Annotated in this window: 14 protein-coding genes; 1 reads left to right on the forward strand and 13 read right to left on the reverse strand. The window is 71.1% G+C overall.

Annotated elements, in window-relative coordinates:
* Window positions 1-49: 49 nt before the first annotated feature.
* The 7 genes from KV396_RS05290 to KV396_RS05320 all read right to left on the reverse strand — a co-directional run bounded on the left by KV396_RS05290 (window position 50) and on the right by KV396_RS05320 (window position 9,235).
* Window positions 50-1,264: a M20 metallopeptidase family protein gene (locus KV396_RS05290; RefSeq protein ID WP_247957093.1), complete on the reverse strand. Its 1,215-nt coding sequence runs from the start codon at window positions 1,262-1,264 to the stop codon at window positions 50-52.
* Complete coding sequence (locus tag KV396_RS05295) at window positions 1,264-2,031, reverse strand: ABC transporter ATP-binding protein (protein ID WP_247624293.1); 768 nt, start codon at window positions 2,029-2,031, stop codon at window positions 1,264-1,266. The genes KV396_RS05290 and KV396_RS05295 overlap by 1 nt, the downstream gene beginning before the upstream one ends.
* The gene (locus KV396_RS05300; RefSeq protein ID WP_247957094.1) at window positions 2,028-3,857 is read right to left on the reverse strand and encodes a dipeptide/oligopeptide/nickel ABC transporter permease/ATP-binding protein; all 1,830 of its coding nucleotides are present in this window, start codon (window positions 3,855-3,857) and stop codon (window positions 2,028-2,030) included. The genes KV396_RS05295 and KV396_RS05300 overlap by 4 nt, the downstream gene beginning before the upstream one ends.
* A gap of 3 nt (window positions 3,858-3,860) precedes the next feature.
* Entirely contained in the window at window positions 3,861-4,904 is a 1,044-nt protein-coding gene (locus KV396_RS05305) for an ABC transporter permease (protein WP_247624291.1), read from the reverse strand.
* 1 nt (window position 4,905) lies between these two features.
* Complete coding sequence (locus KV396_RS05310) at window positions 4,906-6,495, reverse strand: ABC transporter substrate-binding protein (protein ID WP_247624290.1); 1,590 nt, start codon at window positions 6,493-6,495, stop codon at window positions 4,906-4,908.
* A 62-nt stretch (window positions 6,496-6,557) separates the two neighbouring features.
* Window positions 6,558-8,132, reverse strand: a complete 1,575-nt coding sequence (locus KV396_RS05315) for a hydantoinase/oxoprolinase family protein (protein ID WP_247957095.1) — start codon at window positions 8,130-8,132, stop codon at window positions 6,558-6,560.
* The gene (locus KV396_RS05320) at window positions 8,129-9,235 is read right to left on the reverse strand and encodes a DUF917 domain-containing protein (RefSeq protein ID WP_247957096.1); all 1,107 of its coding nucleotides are present in this window, start codon (window positions 9,233-9,235) and stop codon (window positions 8,129-8,131) included. The genes KV396_RS05315 and KV396_RS05320 overlap by 4 nt, the downstream gene beginning before the upstream one ends.
* A gap of 73 nt (window positions 9,236-9,308) precedes the next feature.
* On the opposite strand from KV396_RS05320, the gene KV396_RS05325 reads away from it, so the two are divergent.
* Complete coding sequence (locus tag KV396_RS05325; protein WP_247957097.1) at window positions 9,309-10,787, forward strand: PucR family transcriptional regulator; 1,479 nt, start codon at window positions 9,309-9,311, stop codon at window positions 10,785-10,787.
* 13 nt (window positions 10,788-10,800) lie between these two features.
* Here the strand turns inward: KV396_RS05325 and KV396_RS05330 are convergent, their stop codons facing one another.
* From KV396_RS05330 to KV396_RS05355, 6 genes are all read right to left on the reverse strand, one after another.
* Window positions 10,801-11,937, reverse strand: a complete 1,137-nt coding sequence (locus tag KV396_RS05330) for a CaiB/BaiF CoA transferase family protein (RefSeq protein WP_247633625.1) — start codon at window positions 11,935-11,937, stop codon at window positions 10,801-10,803.
* Between the two features lie 102 nt (window positions 11,938-12,039).
* A complete protein-coding gene (locus KV396_RS05335) occupies window positions 12,040-13,257 on the reverse strand; it encodes an ATP-binding protein (RefSeq protein WP_247633624.1) in 1,218 nt (405 codons plus the stop codon).
* 66 nt (window positions 13,258-13,323) lie between these two features.
* Window positions 13,324-14,901: an amidohydrolase gene (locus KV396_RS05340; RefSeq protein WP_247957098.1), complete on the reverse strand. Its 1,578-nt coding sequence runs from the start codon at window positions 14,899-14,901 to the stop codon at window positions 13,324-13,326.
* Entirely contained in the window at window positions 14,901-16,370 is a 1,470-nt protein-coding gene (locus KV396_RS05345) for an amidohydrolase (protein ID WP_247957099.1), read from the reverse strand. The genes KV396_RS05340 and KV396_RS05345 overlap by 1 nt, the downstream gene beginning before the upstream one ends.
* A 62-nt stretch (window positions 16,371-16,432) precedes the next feature.
* Window positions 16,433-17,461 carry an ornithine cyclodeaminase gene (locus KV396_RS05350; RefSeq protein ID WP_247957100.1) on the reverse strand — a complete coding sequence of 343 codons (1,029 nt, stop codon included), beginning with the start codon at window positions 17,459-17,461 and terminating at the stop codon, window positions 16,433-16,435.
* On the reverse strand, window positions 17,458-18,111 hold the full coding sequence (locus KV396_RS05355; protein WP_247624282.1) for an FMN-binding negative transcriptional regulator: 654 nt from the start codon (window positions 18,109-18,111) through the stop codon (window positions 17,458-17,460). The genes KV396_RS05350 and KV396_RS05355 overlap by 4 nt, the downstream gene beginning before the upstream one ends.
* Window positions 18,112-18,117: the final 6 nt, after the last annotated feature.

Genomic DNA, 18,117 nt, shown 5'->3' on the forward strand with positions numbered 1-18,117 from the left:
GAAATCTGGGTCGCTGAGCCTGTCGAAGCGTCCCCCACGAGATGCGGCCTCAGCCGCGCAGCAACCGGCGCCAGGCGAGCTCGGCGAGGACGGATGCCTGCAGCGGAAGCACCTCGTCGTCGAAGATCGCCTGCTCGGAGTGCAGCGGCATCGGACCCGAGTCAGGGGCGGCACCGACGAACACGAGGGCGCCGGGCACTTCCTGCAGCACGTACGAGAAGTCCTCGGATGCCATCGACGGCGCCGCGAGCCGGGTCACGCGCTCCTCCCCGACGAGCTCGTCGAGCACCTCCAGCACCTCGCGGGTCTCGGCGGGGTCGTTGTAGGTCACGGGGTACGAGGCGATGAACTCCGACTCCAACCGGCATCCGTTGGCCTCGGCGATCCCCGCCAGCATCACCGGCAGCTGCTCGCGCACCGTGTCGAGGGTCTGCATCGACAGGGTGCGGATGTTGGCCTCGAGCGAGACGGTCGCCGCCAGCACGTTGCTCGCCTCGGAGTCGCTGCTCAGGCGCGTGATCGAGATCACGGCCTGGTCGGTGGCGGGCAGGCGGCGTGCGGCGAAGGTCTGCACCGCGAGGATGAGCTGCGCCGCCACCGGCACCGGGTCGATACCGAGCTGCGGGAAGGCGGCGTGGCCGCCGGTGCCGTGCAGGGTCAGGCGCAGCGCGCTGGCGCTCGCCATCATCGCGCCCTCGCGGGTGACGAGCTGTCCGCGCGGGGTGGCGCTGTCGACGTGGATCGCGTACGCCGCGACCGGCCGCGCCCCGGCGGCGTCGAGCACGCCCTCCTCGATCATGATGCGGCCGCCGGCCTGCCCCTCCTCACCGGGCTGGAACATGAAGACGACCGTGCCGGGGAGTTCGTCTCGGCGGGCGACCAGCAGCCGCACGGCACCGAGCACTCCGGCCATGTGCAGGTCGTGGCCGCAGGCGTGCATCGCTCCCGAGGTCGAGGCGAACGGCAGACCGGATGCCTCGGTGATGGGCAGTCCGTCCATGTCGCCACGCAGCAGCACCACCGGGCCCGGACGCCCGCCGCGCAGCACGGCGGTGATCGACGACAGCGATTGCCCGACGGTGATCTCGAGTCCGAGACCCTCGAGCTCGCGCAGCAGGATCGCCTGCGTGTTCGGCAGGTCGAGTCCGATCTCGACCGCCCCGTGCAGCTCGCGCCGCACGGCCGTGAGGTGCGCGCGCAGTTCTTCCGCCGCACCCCCGAACCCGCCGTCGAAACCAGAACCCGCGTCCGAACCGGAACCCATCAGAACTGCATCCTCTCGCCGAGAACGGGGACCGCGTCGAGCAGGTCCACCGTGTAGGGGTCGGCGGGGTTCGCGAGCAGTGCTTCGGTCGGCCCGGCCTCGACCAGCTTGCCATGTCGCATCACGCACACCTCGTCGCTGATGTACCGCACGACCGCGAGGTTGTGCGAGATGAACAGCATCGACAGCCCCAGTTCCTGCTGCACCTCGCGCAGCAGGTTGAGGATCGCGCCCTGCACCGAGACGTCGAGGGCGCTGGTGACCTCGTCGGCGATGAGCACCGAGGGCTCGCCCGCGAGGGCGCGCGCGATCGTGATGCGCTGGCGCTGGCCGCCCGAGAAGGCGCCGGGCCGCTCCCCCGCGCGGTCGGGGTCGAGGTGCACCTGGGCGAGCAGTTCGCGCACGCGGGCGATGCGCTCGGCGCGGGTCCAGCGGCGGCCGGTGGCGCGCAGGGCCTCGGCGATCGAGTCGCCGATGGGCATGAGCGGGTCGAGGGCCGAGAACGGGTCCTGGAAGACGAGCTGCATGCGGCGGCGTGCGCGGCGTGCGGCCGCCCCACCGGTGGCCGTCTCGACGCCGTCGACGCGGATCGATCCGGATTCGGGGCGCACGAGACCGACGGCGGCGGCCGCGATCGTGCTCTTGCCCGACCCGGATTCGCCGACGAGTCCGACCGTGCGGCCCTTCGGCACCGACAGGCTCACCCGTTCGACCACGCGGGTACGGCCGTAGCGGACACTCAGGTCCGTGATCTCGAGCGCGTTCACACCGGCACCTCCTTCTCGTGAGCTCCGTCGTGGGAGCCCTCGCGGGCATCCGACGGCTCCTCCGTCGGCGCGGAGTCGTCCAACGCCTCGGGCATCAGCTCCGGCGGGATCACCGGCAGCGGCTGCGTGCGGTCGCTCGTCATGTCGGGGAGGCACGCGATGAGCGCCTGCGTGTACGGATGCTGCGCGTCCTGCCGGATGCGGCCGGCCGAGAGCGCCTCGACGACCCGCCCGTCCTTCATCACGATGACCCGGTCGCAGAACGCCGAGACGAGGGCGATGTCGTGCGAGATGAACACGATCGCCGCTCCCGTCTCCTCCTGCGCCCGGTGCAGCACGCCCATCACCTGGCGCTGCACGGTCACATCGAGTGCGGTGGTGGGCTCGTCGGCGATGATCAGCCGCGGCTTGCCGGTGAGCGCCATGCCGATCATGGCCCGCTGACGCATGCCGCCCGAGAACTCGTGCGGGTACTGCTTCAGCCGGTTCGCGGCATCCGGGATCCCGACGGCGGTCAGCGCGTCGGCGGCGCGCACGCGCGCCTCCTTCGGGCGCATGCCCATGTGCACCTCGGGCACCTCGCTGAGCTGGCGCCCGATGGTGAGCGCGGGGTTCAGCGAGGTGAGCGGGTCCTGGAAGATCATGCCGAGCTCGACGCCCAGGCGGGCACGATCGGATGCCGTCAGCTGCCCGGTCATGTCGAGGTCGTCGAAGCGGTGCGCCGAGGTCGTGATGATCGCGTCGTCGCCGAGGAGTCCGGCGAGCGCCATCGCGGTGAGCGACTTGCCCGACCCGGATTCGCCGACGATGCCGACGATCTCTCCCCGGGCGACCCGCAGGTCGACGCCGCGCACCCGCTCGACCACGCCGCCGTCGGCGGTGGGGAAGGCGACGTGCAGGTCGGTGATCTCGGCGACCACGTCGCTCTCGGGCGCCGCGGCGGCCGGGGCCGGGTTGCGTCGGCGCGAGGTGATCGTCACCCCGCCGGCGGCCCGGGCGGCGACGGCGCGGAAGCCCGAGCCGCGGCTGCCGGCGACGGCTTCGCTGAGCAGCGTGAAGACGAGACCCGCGAGCACGATCGCGATGCCGGGGCCGATCGCCGCGAGCGGGTTCACGTAGATGCGCAGAATGCCCTCCTGCAGCATCCGCCCCCAGTCGTACGCGGGCGCCTGCACCCCGAGGCCGAGGAACGAGAGACCGGCGAACGACAGCAGCGTGACGCTCGCGGTCGCGGCGGCGTTCACGAAGAACGGGTTGGCGATGTTCGGCAGCACGTGCCGCAGCAGGATGCCGACCGGCCCGACGCCCACCACGCGGGCGGCCCGCACGTAGTCGCGGCCCGACACGGAGGAGGCGAGGTTGTACACGAGACGGGCGAACGAGGGGATGCCGGCGAAGCCGATCGCGAGCATCGCCCCGGTCGCCGTCGCGCCCCAGATGACGGTGAAGAACAGCACCATCAGCAGCCAGGGGAACGCGAGCAGGATGTCGAGGAGGCCCGTGAACCAGCGCCGCGGGTACTTGGGCAGGATGCTCGCGACGAGACCGAACACGATGCCGCCGGCGAGCGCGATCGCCGTGGCGCCGAGCGTGAGCAGAAGCGTGAGGCGCGTCGCGGTGAGCACGCGGGCGAGGATGTCGCGGCCCAGCTCGTCGGTGCCGAACGGGTGCGCCGCGCTCGCGCCGAGCAGCCGCGAGGAGACATCGGTGGTGTCGGCGGCCGGGCCCCAGATCGTGGGACCGGCGACGGCGAGGAACACCAGGAGCGCGCTGCCGGCGAGGGCGGAGATCGCGGTGGCGTTGAGGAGTTTCTTGCGCACGGACATGTCTCAGCCCTCCGTGATCGACGAGCGCGGATCGATGGTGGCGAGGATGACGTCGACGACGAGGTTCACGCCGAGCACGATGAGCGCGTAGACGATGACGACGCCCTGCACCATCGGGTAGTCCTTGGCCCCGACCGACGAGACCATGATGGTGCCGAGTCCGGGGATCGCGAACACGGTCTCGATGAGCACGGTCGCGGCGGTGAGGCCGGCGAGGATGAGCCCGCCGACGGTGAGCGATGCGGTGACGATGTTCGGCAGCGCGTGCCGCAGGTGGATCAGGTGCCGCGGCAGGCGCTTGGCCCGGGCGGTGGTCATGTAGGTGGTGTCGAGCACCGCCAGCATCTCGACCTGCACGATGCGCACGAGGTACGCCATCGGGCCGATCGCGAGGGCGATGACCGGCAGCACGGCATCCGCCGGCTTTCCCCATCCCGCCGCCGGCAGCCAGCCGAGCTGCACCGCGAACAGCGAGATGAGACCGACCGCCACGAGGAAGCTCGGGACGGCGATCAGGATGCCGAGCACGGCCGACAGCGTCATCGACAGGCCGCGGCGACGGCCGGAGCGCGCGAGCACCGCCGCGCCGATGCCGGCGGGCAGCGCCCCGATCACGGCGATGATGAAGGCGAGCACCGCGAGCAGCAGCGTGGTCGGGAAGCGCTGCGCGAGCACGTCCGCCACCGGTCGCTGCAACCGCACCGAGGTGCCGAGGTCGCCCGTGAAGAGACCGCCGATGAAGCGGAAGAACTGCTCCCACATCGGCCGGTCGAGGCCGAGCTGGGTGCGGGTCGCCTCGACGAGCTGCGGTGTCGCGCTCTGACCCAGCGCCGCGCGCACGGGGTCGCCGGGCACGAGGTACATGAGCAGGAACGACGCGACGATCACCACGGCCAGTGAGATCACGAGCCGGCCGAGGCGGCGGAGCAGGAACGCGGTGCGCGGGGAGAGCCCCCGACGCAGGCGGCGCTCCTCCACCCGCGCCGCCAGGGCGGCCGTGGTGGTGTCGACCACCTCGGCGGTCGCGGGAGGAGGAGTCGTCGTCATGTCAGCCCAGCATCCGGATCGAGGTCGGCTGGATGAAGTTCGGCTGCTCGAACACCGCGCCCGACTGGTAGGTCGGCAGGATGTTGTCGGTCACCGGGAACACGTCGAAGCGGTTGATGAGCTCGGCCTCGGCGTCCTGCCAGATGCCGCAGGTCTCCTCGGGGCTCGCGCTCGAGGCCTCGGCGGCGAGAGCGGAGTACTCGGGGTTGTCGACCCACATGAAGTTCAGACCGCCCTGGTCGGGGGTGGCGCCGTCGAAGAACGTCGACAGCACGACCGGGCCGCCCGGTGCCACCTGCACCCAGCCCGTGTCCCAGTCGAAGGTCGACCAGAGCTGCTCCGACCAGGCCGCCGCGTCGTTCGCGAACAGCTCGGTCGTCACGCCCAGCTCGTCCCACGTCTCCTTGACGAGCTCGGCCGCGGCCGCGTGCGTCGAGGTGGGGGCGTTGTAGACGAACTTGATGGTCAGCGGCTGGCCGTCCTTGGTGCGCGTGCCGTCGGAGCCGACCGTCCAGCCGGCCTCGTCGAGCAGCTCGGCCGCCCGGTCGAGGTCGGTGTCGGGCAGCTCCCACTTCGGGCCGTCGGCGACGCAGAGCAGCGGGTTCTTGGTCACCAGTGAGACGGACTCCAGTGCCTCGCCGTCGGCGATCACCGTGCCGACCTCGTCGCGGTCGATCGCGATCGACAGCGCCTCGCGCACGAGCGGGTCGGAGAACGGACGCCCCTCCTTCTCGTTGAAGAGGATCATGCCGACGGGGTTGCGCACACCCGAGTGGGTGAGTCCGGCGCCGTCGAGACGGGCACGGTCCGCGCCCGAGATCGTCGCCGCGTTGATCTCGCCGGAGACGAGCAGGTTGGCGGCCGTGCTCTCATCGGTGACGACGCGCGCCTGGATCGTGTCGGGCAGACCGACGGTCTCGCTCGTCACGTCGTCGGGACCCCACGTGTAGTCGTCGCGCTTGGTGAACGTGTAGGTGTCGCCCGGCTTGACGTCGCTCAGCCCGAAGAGTCCGGTGCCATCGGTCGCGTCCGACAGCGTGGTCGGGTCGGCGAGGCCGGCGTCGCAGACCAGCATGATGGTGCCGACGTTGACGGCCAGGAACGGGTTGTTCTCGGTGCTCGTCACCGTCACGACGTTACCGTCGGCCGTGGCCGAGATCGTCTCGTCGATGACCGAGCCGTACGAGAAGGTCGCGTTGGCGGGGTCGGCGTTGTAGTTGAGGTTGTCGGCGACGGTCTGCGCCGTGAACTCCGACCCGTCGGTGCAGGTGATGCCGTCCTTGAGGGTGAAGACGACCTCGGTGCCCGTCTCCTCCCAGCTCTCGGCGAGCCAGGGCACGAGGTCTCCCTCGTCGGTGACGGCGATCAGCGATTCGTAGGCGAGGCTGACGACCGCGAACGTGTCGGGCGAGACGGCCTTGAGCGGGTTCAGGTCGCCCGGGTCGTCGCCGACGGCGGTCACGAAGGTGCCACCGGAGACGTAGTCGCCCTCGGCGGGCGCGGACTGATCGTTCGAGCCCGCGCAGGACGTCAGTGTCAGCGCAAGCGCAGAGAGAACGGCGGCCACGGGTACTGCGGTACTGCGTTTCATAGCGATCTCCTGATTTCGGGTGAGGGGGTGGAGCTGCGGATGCTGTGGTCTTCTTCTTCCGGTCAGCGGACCGGAACCTCGGCCGAGAGCCGCGCGAGCGGGCCCGCGGCCTTGACCGTCACGTTGACGGTGGGCTGGGCGGTGTAGGGCACGTGCGTCTCGAGGACCTCGACGATCGACACCTGCAGCGGGTCGGCGCCGGCCTGGATCGCCTTCGCGATGGCGGCTTCGGATGCCTGCTCGATCGCCTGGTCGCGATCGCCCATCGGGGCCATCTGATCGGCTCGGCCGCCGGCGAGCGAGATCGCCGCGCCGACGGCGTTGGCGACGCCGCCGTGGTCGGGACGCAGGATGCTGCCGGCGCTCGCGAGGCTGTCGGGCACGAGGAATCCGCCGCCGCCGACGACGACGAGGGGGATGTCCATGCGGCCGAGGGAGAGGCGTTCGACGGCCTCGTCGAGGCGATCGGCGACCTTCGCGAGCGCCTGCTCGAGCGCCTCGGTCACCTGCGGCGACAGCCCGGGCAGCGTGCGTCCGGCGACGGGGCTGCCGGCGAGGGCCGCGGCATCCGTCAGCGTCGGGGTGGAGCCGCCGAACAGCAGACCCTCCCGGTCGATGCGGTAGCCGACCGAGTCCGGGCCGACGCGGCCCGAGGCGACGTCGACGATCGTGCCGCCGCCGATGCCGACGCTGAGGATGTCGGGCATCCGGAAGTTCGTGCGCACCCCGCCGATCTCGCGCGGCAGCGTCGACTCGCGGGGGAATCCACCCACGACCACGCCGAGGTCAGAGGTCGTGCCGCCCACGTCGATCACGATCGCGTCGTCGTGGCCCGAGAGGTACGCGGCGCCGCGGATGGAGTTCGCGGGGCCCGATCCGATCGTGAGCACGGGGTACTGCGCGGCGTAGTCGAGCGACATCAGGGTGCCGTCGTTCTGGGCGAAGAAGGTGGTCGCGTCGAGGCCCTCCTCGGCGACGACCGTCACCAGCGCTTCGGTGACCGACCGGGCGACGCTGTAGAGCGCGGCGTTGAGGAGCGTCGCGTTCTCGCGTTCGAGCAGACCCGTCGGGCCGATGTCCTGGCTGAGGAACACCCGGGTGTCCTGCCCCAGGTGGCCGCGCAGCAGGTCGGCGACCTCGAGCTCCTGCTCGGGCGACGAGGGGCTGAAGATGCCCGCCACGGCGATCGCATCGAAGTCGTCGAGGCCGTCGACGAAGCGCAGGATGCCGTCGCGGTCGAGCGGGGCGATCGGGGTGCCGTCGACCATGTGGCCGCCGCCGAGCATCGTGGCGCCGGCGAGCACCATGCGCACGAGGTCGTCGGGCCAGCCGGTCAGCGGCGGGTACTCGGTCGCGGCCGGGGCGCCGAGGCGGATCATCGCGACCCGGTCGAGCTGGCGGCGCTGCACGATCGCGTTGGTCGCGTGGGTCGTGCCGAGCATGACGCGCGAGACACGGGAGCGGTCGTCGCCGATCGCGGCGAGCACGTCGCGGATGCCGGCGCGGATTCCGCCGGTGATGTCGTCGGTCGTGGCGCGCTTGGTCCACGCGAGCACCCGGCCGTCGCCGTCGAGCACGACCGCGTCGGTGTTCGTGCCGCCGACGTCGACGCCGATGGAGAGGTCGCGGGCGGTCATCGGGTCGCTCCTTCGAACGGGACGTACGGCAAGTCGTAGCCGAAGGCCAGGGGCCCGGCGAGTTCGAGGCCGCGGGGCGTGCGCCAGATCGGGTCGCAGGCCCACGCGAGAACCGAGACGCGCTGGCCGAAGCGCAGCATCTCGGTGGTGATCGCGTGGCCGGTCTCGGCGTCGATGATCGTGATGAGGTCGGGGACGCTCACCAGCACCTCACCGTCTTCGAGCACGAGCAGGTTCTCGTTCTGCAGCTCGAGGCGCTGCAGGCGGCCCCGGTCGGCGCCGGTGCCGGTGATCGTCACCGAGCCGCGCACGAAACCGCCGACGGTGCGGCGGTCGAGGTCGGTGATCTTGCCGGTCATGAGCACGCGGGCGTCGAGCTCGGCCGCGACGGCGGCGACCGGATCGGACGACGACATCAGGGCGTGGCCGACGCGGATGGCGGCGCTCACCGTGCCCTCGATGACCGAGCCCTTCACCTGGTCGGCGGTCATCGGGTAGTGCGCGCCGATGCAGATCGAGCCGCTCGCGACGGTGAGGGCGCGGGCGTGACGCTCGAGCCAGTGCAGGTCGACCGTCTTCATGACCGAGATGTTGCCGACGACGTCGCTCTGCACGGCCCATGCGCAGGGGACGCCGGCGACGTTCATCGCCACCATCGCGGCATCCGGGAACGCGCGGCCCATGCCGTCGGCGTCGAGGATCTGCAGCCCGAGGCGGGCGGCCCAGCCGATCGGCTGCACGCCGTTGCTTCCCCCGATCTCGGCCGCCATCAGCGTCGTGACCTTGCGGCCGAGCAGCCGCTCGGCCTCGGCGAGCAGCGCGTGGATCTGGTCCTTCGCGGCCAGCATCTCGATGCCGACCGTCGGGGCGCCGATGCCCGACATCAGGATGACGACGTCGTCGGCGCCGAGGTCGTCGACCTGCACCAGGCGCACGGGGCCGTGCTCGCGCAGCGCGGTCTCGACCATGATCTGCGAGGTGTAGACGGCGCCACCGCCGCCGGTGCCGAAGATCGCGGTGCCGACGCCGAGCGCGGCGATATCGTCTGCCGTGATCTCGGTGATCGGAGCCGCGGTGCGTGCGACGGAGGAAGTCTGGGCCATGTGTTCACGGTACGGAGCCGTTCACCTCCGGGCAATGTTTCCTGCATCCAGTGATTCCGGGCATACTGTGCGCATGGCACAGTACACACTGCGGGATCTGCGTGATGACGCCGACCGACTCGGGCTGCGCTCGCACGCCGGCCCCGTCGACGACCGGCAGATCGTGCGCGTCGACCTCGCCGCCGTCGACCGCCTCGACGCCCTCGCCACCGGCACCCTCGCGATCATCGACGGCGAGGAGCAGCCGCCGCCCTTCCGCATCGACGTCGCCCTGCGGCAGGCCAGCGCCCGCAGCCTCGCCGGCCTCGTCTTCACCGCCCCGCTCACACTCGCCGAGACCGCGCGCGTGCTCGCCGAGCGCGCCGGCGTCCCCGTGTTCTCGGCCGTGGGCGTCGGCGCCGCCGACCTCGCGAAGACCATCGACCGAGCCATCTCGGGCGGGGCGTCGGAGGCGATGATGCGCGGCGCGCACGCCATCGCCCTCGCGACCGAGGCCGCGGCATCCGCAGACAGCACGACCGAGAGCATCCTGTCGGTCGCCGGCGGGGCACTCGGGGTCGCGCTGTCGATCGCCCCCGACCAGGCCGCCGCGTGGACCGATGCGGATGCCGTGTTCATCGGCGAGGTGCTCATCGGGCGCCTCGTGGCCGATCGCACCGACGGCGCGACCGAGGTGTCGCTGCCCGTGATCGCCTCGCTGCTCTCGCGCGTCGCGCAACGGCAGAGCCGCGACCGGTTCGCCCCCACGCAGTCGCGCGCCGACCTGCTCGTCGAACTCGTACTCGCCGAGCCCTCGCGCGCCGAGGGCTTCGTCGCCCAGGCCGCGCGTCTCGGGCTGCCCCTCCCCCAGTCGCACGCGGTCGCCTGGCTCGCCCCGACCGGCACCGCCGACCCCGACGCCCGGGCGCCGCGCAGTGTGCAACCCGCGCTCGAACTGTTCGCGCTGCAGCTCGTCGAGGCGCGCGAGGAGATGTGGCACGTCGCCTTCCTGCAGGACGACCTGCTGCTCGTCTGCACCGAGGAGCACGGGGCCGGCGACCATCAGCGCCGCGTGCGCGAGGTCGCGATGCTCATCCAGGAGCGGGCGCAGGAGATCGCCGGCTCCGACTGGGCCTACACGCTCGGACTCGGCACCCCGCAGGTCGGCGCGCTGGGGCTGCGGCAGTCGGCCGCCGAGGCGCGCATCGCGGCCGAGTCGGCCATCGCCGCCGGGCGCCTCGGCGGGGTCGAGCTCACCGATGTCACGGGTCTGCGGCGGGTGCTGCTCGACGTCTACGCCTCGCCGATCAGCCGCGAACTGCTGCACGACATCCTGCGCCCGCTCGACGACCTCGGCCCCGAGCGCGCGCTGCAGTCGGTGCGCACCCTGCTCGTGTACCTCGCGCGCGAGGGGTCGCTCGTGCACGCCGGCCGCGAGCTCATGCTGCATCCGAACGGCGTGGGGTACCGGATGCGGCGCATCCGCGAGCTGCTCGGCATCGACCTCGCCGACCCCGACGCCCGCTTCGCCGTCGAGCTCGCCTGCCGCGTGAGGTTGCTCGGGGCCGGGTAGCCCCGTCCCCGGATCAGCGACCGAGCTCCGCGCGGAGCGCCGCGCCGTCGGCGTCGAGACCGGGCGCGCGTGCCAGCCTCACCGTGCCGTTGGTGCCGAGCGCCGACCGGGCGATCGACACCCCGTCGTCGTGCTCGATCAGGCCGAGAGCATCCGCCTGCGGGCCGCGGGCCGCCTCTTCCGGGGTGCGCACTCGCGCCACGAGCACACGCGCCGCCTGCAGGCATCCGACCACCGTCTCGAGCGGCAACGATCCCACCCGCGCGGCCAGGATGCGTTCGAGCTCGTCGCGCCCCTCCACGCGGGCCCGGTTGCCCGCCCACTCCGGCCCGCCGAGCACGGCGCCCAGGTCGAGCGCCGCCACGAGACGCGCGAACATCGCGTCGTTGGTCGCGCCGAGCACGACATGACCATCGGATGCCGCGAAGGCGCGGTACGGCACGATCGACGGGTGCGAGCTGCCCCAGGGCTTCGACGGGGGTCCGCCCGCCGAGGTCGCGGCGATCACCGTGCCCAGCGAACTGAGCGCGGTCGCGAACAGCGAGAACTCCAGCCGACGGCCGACACCGGTGCGCCCGCGTTCGAGAAGAGCGGCGAGCACGCCGTTGATCATCGACATCCCGGTCGCGATGTCGACCATCGCCACCCCGGAGCGCACGGGGTCGGCGCCCTCGTACCCGGTCACGTGCATGAGCCCGGACTCGGCCTCGACCGTCACGGCGGTGCCCGGCTCGGCCGCGAGCGGGCCCTCCTGCGAGAAGCCGCTGATCGAGGCGTAGACCAGTCGTGGAAACCGTTCGCGCATCGCGTCGGCACCGATCCCCAGTCGGTCGGCGACCCCCGGGCGGAAACTCTCGACCACGACATCCGCCGTGCCGATCAGCGCGTGCGCCGTCTCGCGATCGGCGGGGTCGGCGAGATCGAGCGCGATGCTGCGCTTGCCGCGGTTGATCGCGTGGAAGTACGCGCTCGCCCCGTGCACGAACGGAGGACCCCAGTGCCGGGTCTCGTCGCCGATGCCCGGTTGCTCGACCTTGATCACGTCGGCGCCGAGCTCGGCGAGGGTCATGGTCGCGTACGGCCCGGCGAGCAGCCGGGTGAAGTCGATCACGCGCACGCCCTCGAGCGGCCGGAAATCTCCGTCAGTCATCGTCGCCCCTTCGCTCCCGAGCGAGGTTATCGACGAGCGGATGCCGTCGGCGATGGGTGCTGCGCACACCGAACGGGGCGCGGGGTGGGCCCTTCGACAGGCTCAGGTGCGCTTCTTGCGTTTCTGAATCGGAGGAACGAGCAGTTCTGGAACGGCTCGCAGCATGTACTTGTCGAAATCCGGGACGGTGAACGCGGCGTATCCGTGTTCCGGCGTGTAGAGCAATCCCATGTCGATCAGCTCCGCCCTTGTGGGCCCCACCTGCGACGACTCCCTGCCCAGAACCCGAGCAACCGCGTCGGCTTTCTGCGGCTCCGGCCCGAGCTCGGCCATCGCTCTCATGTAGGCGGACTGCAATGGCGTCGCGCGATCCAGTCGAACCCGGAAGAAAGAACTGTCGAGTTTCGCCTCGTATGCTTCGCGCGCCTGCTCCACGTCATCCCTGCTGATCGGGTTCTGTTCGGCGATCTCCCACACTTGATATCCGAGTTCCTGGATGAAGTACGGATACCCACGCGTGATCTCCACCGCCAGATCGACCGCATCATCGTCGTACTGCACCGACTCCGCGGCGGCGGGATCGGTGATCGCGGTGCGAGCGTCCTCGGGACTGAGCGAATCGACCGTCGGGAACTGGAAGAGTCGTTCGGCATAGGACTTGGCGTCCCCGGCCAACTCCGCGATCTGAGGAAGCCCCGCGCCGACGAAGGTGATCGGCAATTTGCGTTGGACCGTCTTGTGGATGGCTTGGATGAGGGCTTCCAGTTGTCGAGCACTGAGGAATTGCACCTCATCGATCAGAATCGCCACGCCGCGCTGACGCTCCTGCGCAGCTTCACCGACTGCGACGAGCGCGTCACTGAGATCCATTCCGAGTTCGCCGTGGTCGCCCAGCCCCTCAGATGGCTCCACGTCCCATCCCAGCGACCATGTCCCCTGCTGATCCATCGACACGGAGAACGCCGTGATGACGGACGCGGCGCGGTGACCTCTGTCCGTCCAGCGCGCTCGCGGTGAGAGTCGGAGCAAAGCTCCCCGGAGAAGCGTCGCCATCGTTTGGCGAAAGCGAGAATCGTCGTGCTTGCTCGCCTCGTGCTCGATCACCTCCCAGTTCTCCTGGTGAGCGATGTCGCGGAACTCGTTGAGCAGCACTGTCTTGCCGACGCCGCGGAGACCCACCATGACCATGGATTGGTGCGTCCGCCCCGCACCGAGCCGGCCAAGCAGAGTTCGGAACGCCTTCGTCTGCTCGCCACGTCCGACGACGATCTCGGGCGATGCTCCGGCGTTGGGCGTGTAGGGATTGCGTGCGCTGTCCATGGCACCCGTTTCTAACTTTAGGTCACTTTATTAGGATCTAATAAAGCACTCTAAATCATGAAACCCTCAGCGCAGGAACATCCGCTCGCCGCGGATCCAGGTCTCGGCCACGCGCACGGAGGCGATCTCGTCGTCGGGCACCGTGAAGACGTCGCGGTCGAGCACGGCGAAGCTGCCGTCGAGCCCCGGCGCGAGGCGCCCGACGCCCTCCAGCGGCGACAGCGAGGCCGCCCGCGAGGTGTAGAGCAGCAGCGCCTGCGGCACGGTGATCGCCGCCTCGGCGCCGAACTCGATGCCGTTGTAGGTGCGGCGTCGCACGGCGGCCTCGACCGAGAGCATCACGTCGTCGGCTCCGCTCCACGCGGTGGCCGGCCGGTCCGACGACAGTGCCAGCGGCTCGAGCCCCGCGTACAGGCGCGCGATCGGGTAGGCATCCGGCACCTGCTCGACGCGCAGCGCCTTCTCGTAGCCGTCGTACTCGGCGAAGAAGAACACCGTGTGCGTGGCGATGCCGAACGACATCCGCCCCGATCCCAGTCGCGCGAGATACGCGTCGCTCACGATCGTCGCGTGCTCGATGCGCACCGAGGGGATGCCGTCGAGCCACGGCTCCTGATCCTCGAACAGCTCCACGACGCGGTCGAGCGCCCGGTCGCCCATCGCGTGCACGGCGAGCTGCACGCCGTTGCGGCGGGCCCAGTCGCCGGCCGCGAGCACGTCGGCGTCGTCGACGAGACGCAGGCCGTGGTCGCAGGAGTCGGGGTAGGCCTCGTGCACCCAGGCGGTGCGGTTGGAGTACGCGCCGTCGAGCACGACCTTCACGCCCGCGATGCGGATCGGCCCGGTGCGGTCGTCGTCGGTCAACTCCCCGAGGGGCGCCTCCGGGTCCCACCCCGGGTACAGCGCGACGCGGGTGCGCAGGCCGCGCTCGGCGGCGGCGCGGAAGGTCTCGAGCGGGCGGTCGATGCGCGACGACAGCAGGTCGCAGACCGCCACGATGCCGCGTGAGGCGAGCTCGTCGCCGATCGCCACGATCGCATCGATCTGCTCGTCGCGGCTCGGCGCCGGGATGAAGGCTGCCACCACGTTGACCGCCGCGATCTCGGTGAGCACCCCGTTCGGGTTCCCGTCGGTGTCGCGTTCGAACCGTGCACCCTCGGGGTCGACCGTCGCGGCGGTGATGCCGGCGATCTCGAGCGCGCGGGTGTTGCAGACGGCCGAGTGCGCGTCGCAGCGCCAGACCAGCACCGGGCGATCGGTGGCGATGCGGTCGAGGTCGGCGGCCGTCGGCATCCGCCCCTCCGGGAACTTGGTGTCGTCGAATCCGCGCCCCAGCACCCAGGCATCCGCCCCGCTGATCGTCGCGGCGTGCGCGTCGAGCACGCGCACGAGGTCGTCGGCGCTGAGCACGGCGGGCGGGAAGCACTCCGCCGCCGCCGCGGTTCCGGCGAGCAGCGCGGGGTGCGTGTGGCTGTCGAGCAGTCCGGGCAGCACGGTGCGGCCGCCGAGGTCGACGGCATCCGCATCGGTCACGTCCGCCGCATCGCCGACCCAGTCGACGATCCCGTCGACGACGCGGAACGCCGAGGCGAACGCGGTCTCGCTCTCGCCCGTGAACACACGGCCGTTGGTGAAAGTGGTCATCACAGCTCCCGGTGGGTGAAGCGGCCGCCGAGCAGGGTGGCGGCGACGGGCATGGACCGCAGTTCGTCGCGGTCGCTCGCGTAGGGGTCGCGGTCGCCGATCACGAGGTCGGCGGGCTGCCCGACGGCGAACGAGTTACGAACGGATGCCGCGAGCGCCACGTCGAGCGGAAGACGCTGCTCGGGGTGCCAGGCGTCGCGGTCGCCGCGGCTGCGCGCGGTGGCCGCGCTGAGCGAGACCCAGGGGTCGAGCGGGGCGACCGGGGCATCCGATCCCAGGCGCAGGGTCGCGCCCGAGCGGTGCAGCGAACCGAACGCGAAGGCGCGACCGGTGCGGCCCGCCCAGTGGTGGTCGGCGACGTCGCGGTCGTCCATGGCGTGCTCGGGCTGCACGCTGGCGATCAGGCCGAGCGCGGCGAAGCGGGCGAAGTCGTCGTCGCGCACGAGCTGGGCGTGCTCGATCACGCCCTTCATGTCGAGGGCCTGGAACGTGTCGAGCACCTCGGTGTTCGCGCGGTCGCCGATCGCGTGCACGGCGGCCTCGATGCCGGCGCCGCGGGCGCGCTCGAGCAGGCGGCGCAGTTCGGGGATCGGCACGCTCTCCATGCCGCAGGCGTGCGGGTGACCGGGGTCCATGCCGGGGTACGGGTCCCAGCACCAGGCGGTGCGGGTGTTCAGCGAGCCGTCGACGACGACCTTGAGCCGGCCGAAGGTGACCAGACCCGCCTCGTCGACGATGTCGCCGGTGCGGACGCCCGCGGCGATCACCTGCTCGAGCAGGTCGGGCCACACCGCGATGTCGGTGCGGAGGCTCGTGAGCCCGCCCGCCGTGCGCGCCGACCATTCGGCGATGTTGTCGGTCTTCTCGTACTCGACGATGCCCACGACGCCGCGGGCGGCGGCGGCCGACGCGGCATCCGCATAGGCATCCGCCGGCAGCTGCGCGGCCTCGTCGAAATCGTGCAGGATGCCGATCCACGGCCCCTCGCGCAGCAGCCCCGTCTCGTCGAGCTCGACACCCAGGCGCGCGGCCGCGGCACGGTTCATCCAGCCGCAGTGCAGATCGCCGCTCACGAGCACGACCGGGATGTCGCTGACGGTGGCCTCGAGGGCCGCGAGCGAGGCGGGCACGGGCCACAGCCCGTCGCGGAACCCGTAGCCCATCAGCATCCCGTCGCTCGGCGGGGCGCCCTCGGCGCGGGCCCGCCGCACGATGTCGAGCACGTCGTCGGCGGTGCGGGTCTCGGTGAGATCGAGGCGCCGGCGACGGATCACGTGCTGCGTGAAGTGCACGTGCGCGTCCCAGAACCCCGGGCCGATCCAGCGACCGCCCGCGTCGACGACCTCGCCCGCGGGTGCGACCGTTCCGGCGGGGGTGATCTCGGCGATCACTCCATCGCGCACGAGCACGTCGACCGGCTCACCGCCGTCGTACGGGCGCACGTCCCGCAGGGTGAGGGACTCGGTCATGCTGCTCCTCTCGGCGCGCGGCGCGCGCGGGGATGGTCGGGGTCGGCGGGCGGGGCCGCCGGTCAGGCGACGGGGACGGGGGAGGTCGCGAAACCGAAGAGGTCCTTCGGGTCCTCGGGTGCGGCGACGAGGTCGATCTCGGTGTCCAGCCCCGTGCCCACGAGATCGGCGCGCAGGTGGCGCAGCGCCGAGAAGTCCTCGATCGCGAAACCCACCGAGTCGAAGATCGTCACCTGCTCCGGCGAGGTGCGCCCCGCAGCCATCCCGTTCAACACCTGCCAGAACTCCGTCACCGGGAAGTCGGCGGCGACGTTCTGGATCTCGCCCTCGACGCGCGTCTGGGGCGTGTACTCCACGAACACCGGACCGCGATCGAGGATCCGCGGGTCGAGCTCGGTCTTGCCCGGGCAGTCGCCGCCGATCGTGTTGATGTGCATGCCCGGGGCGACGTCGGCATCCGTCAGCACCTGCGCGACCGCCTTGTCGGCCGTGCACGTCGTGACGATGTCGGCGCCGGCGGCGGCCTCCGACGCCGAGGCGCACACGGTGATGTCGAACCCGCGCGGGGCGAGGTTGCGCACGAACTTCGCCGACGCCGCAGGGTCGACGTCATAGATCCGCAGGCGTGACACACCCAGCACACCCCGGAAAGCGAGCGCCTGGAACTCGGCCTGGCTGCCCGCACCGATCATCGCCATCGTCGACGAATCCGGGCGCGCGAGGCGTCGGGCGACCATCGCCGACGTCGCCGCCGTGCGCAACGCCGTGAGCATCGTCATCTCCGCCAGGAACACCGGGTAACCGTTGTGCACATCCGCGAGCACACCGAACGCCGTCACCGTCTGGTAGCCGCGACCCGGGTTGAACGGGTGACCGTTGACGTACTTGAACGCGTACACGTCGGGGTCGCTGATCGGCATGAGCTCGATCACCCCGAAGGGCGTGTGATTGGCGACGCGCTCGCTCTTGTCGAACGACTCCCACCGGCGGAAGTCCGCCTCGATCGTGTCGGCCATCTCCGTCATGATCGTCTCGGCCCCACGGCGCGAAATCCACTCGACCATGTCACCCACTCCGACGAACGCGGTCATGCGGTCACTTCCTTTCCATCGAGCACGTCGCGGTTCACATCCGCGATGCGATCGGCGAGCTTCGGGTTCTCATAGGGGCCGGGGTTGCGCAACGCTTCGACGACGCGCGCGATCACCTCGGGGGACTTGTCCTGGTGCATCTTCTCCTTGGCCTCGATGCGGGTGGCCCGCAGGCGGAAGCCCACGGTGCCGTGCACGATGCGCTCGGCGTAGGCGGTGTTCTCGAGCGTGCGATGCATCAGGTAGGGGTCGGGTAGCGGGCTCTCGAACCAGCTCACGAGGCGGTCGAGCACCGCGAGGTTCTCGTCGTCGGAGAGGATCTCGGGGGTGCCGAACAGGTGCGCGACGGCGAAGTCCCACGTGGGCACGGCCGGCGAGGTGCCGTACCAGCTCGGCGAGACGTAGCCCTGGGGTCCGTAGACGATCACCATCGTCTCGTGCCGGCCGAGCTGGTGCAGGCGCTCGTCGGGGCGACCGACGTGGCTCACGATCGAGATGCCCTCGGCATCCTCTTCGAGCAGCACCGGGTAGTGCGAGGCGACGAGTCCCTCACCGGGCACGTGGCTGACGATCGTCGCCCACGGGTTCTCGCGCACGAGGGCGCGCACGGTCTCGACGTCGTCGAGGGCGTAATCGGGGTTGTGCCTCACGGTGTC

This window comes from Microbacterium galbinum (genome assembly GCF_023101185.1).
Lineage (GTDB): Bacteria > Actinomycetota > Actinomycetes > Actinomycetales > Microbacteriaceae > Microbacterium > Microbacterium galbinum.

Excerpts from the sequence above, each read along its gene's own strand:
- KV396_RS05290 (WP_247957093.1), bottom strand. The coding sequence starts at position 1,264 with ATGGGTTCCGGTTCGGACGCGGGTTCTGGTTTCGACGGCGGGTTCGGG.
- KV396_RS05300 (WP_247957094.1), bottom strand. The coding sequence starts at position 3,857 with ATGTCCGTGCGCAAGAAACTCCTCAACGCCACCGCGATCTCCGCCCTC.
- KV396_RS05305 (WP_247624291.1), bottom strand. The coding sequence starts at position 4,904 with ATGACGACGACTCCTCCTCCCGCGACCGCCGAGGTGGTCGACACCACC.
- KV396_RS05310 (WP_247624290.1), bottom strand. The coding sequence starts at position 6,495 with ATGAAACGCAGTACCGCAGTACCCGTGGCCGCCGTTCTCTCTGCGCTT.
- KV396_RS05315 (WP_247957095.1), bottom strand. The coding sequence starts at position 8,132 with ATGACCGCCCGCGACCTCTCCATCGGCGTCGACGTCGGCGGCACGAAC.
- KV396_RS05320 (WP_247957096.1), bottom strand. The coding sequence starts at position 9,235 with ATGGCCCAGACTTCCTCCGTCGCACGCACCGCGGCTCCGATCACCGAG.
- KV396_RS05325 (WP_247957097.1), top strand. The coding sequence starts at position 9,309 with ATGGCACAGTACACACTGCGGGATCTGCGTGATGACGCCGACCGACTC.
- KV396_RS05330 (WP_247633625.1), bottom strand. The coding sequence starts at position 11,937 with ATGACTGACGGAGATTTCCGGCCGCTCGAGGGCGTGCGCGTGATCGAC.
- KV396_RS05335 (WP_247633624.1), bottom strand. The coding sequence starts at position 13,257 with ATGGACAGCGCACGCAATCCCTACACGCCCAACGCCGGAGCATCGCCC.
- KV396_RS05340 (WP_247957098.1), bottom strand. The coding sequence starts at position 14,901 with ATGACCACTTTCACCAACGGCCGTGTGTTCACGGGCGAGAGCGAGACC.
- KV396_RS05345 (WP_247957099.1), bottom strand. The coding sequence starts at position 16,370 with ATGACCGAGTCCCTCACCCTGCGGGACGTGCGCCCGTACGACGGCGGT.
- KV396_RS05350 (WP_247957100.1), bottom strand. The coding sequence starts at position 17,461 with ATGACCGCGTTCGTCGGAGTGGGTGACATGGTCGAGTGGATTTCGCGC.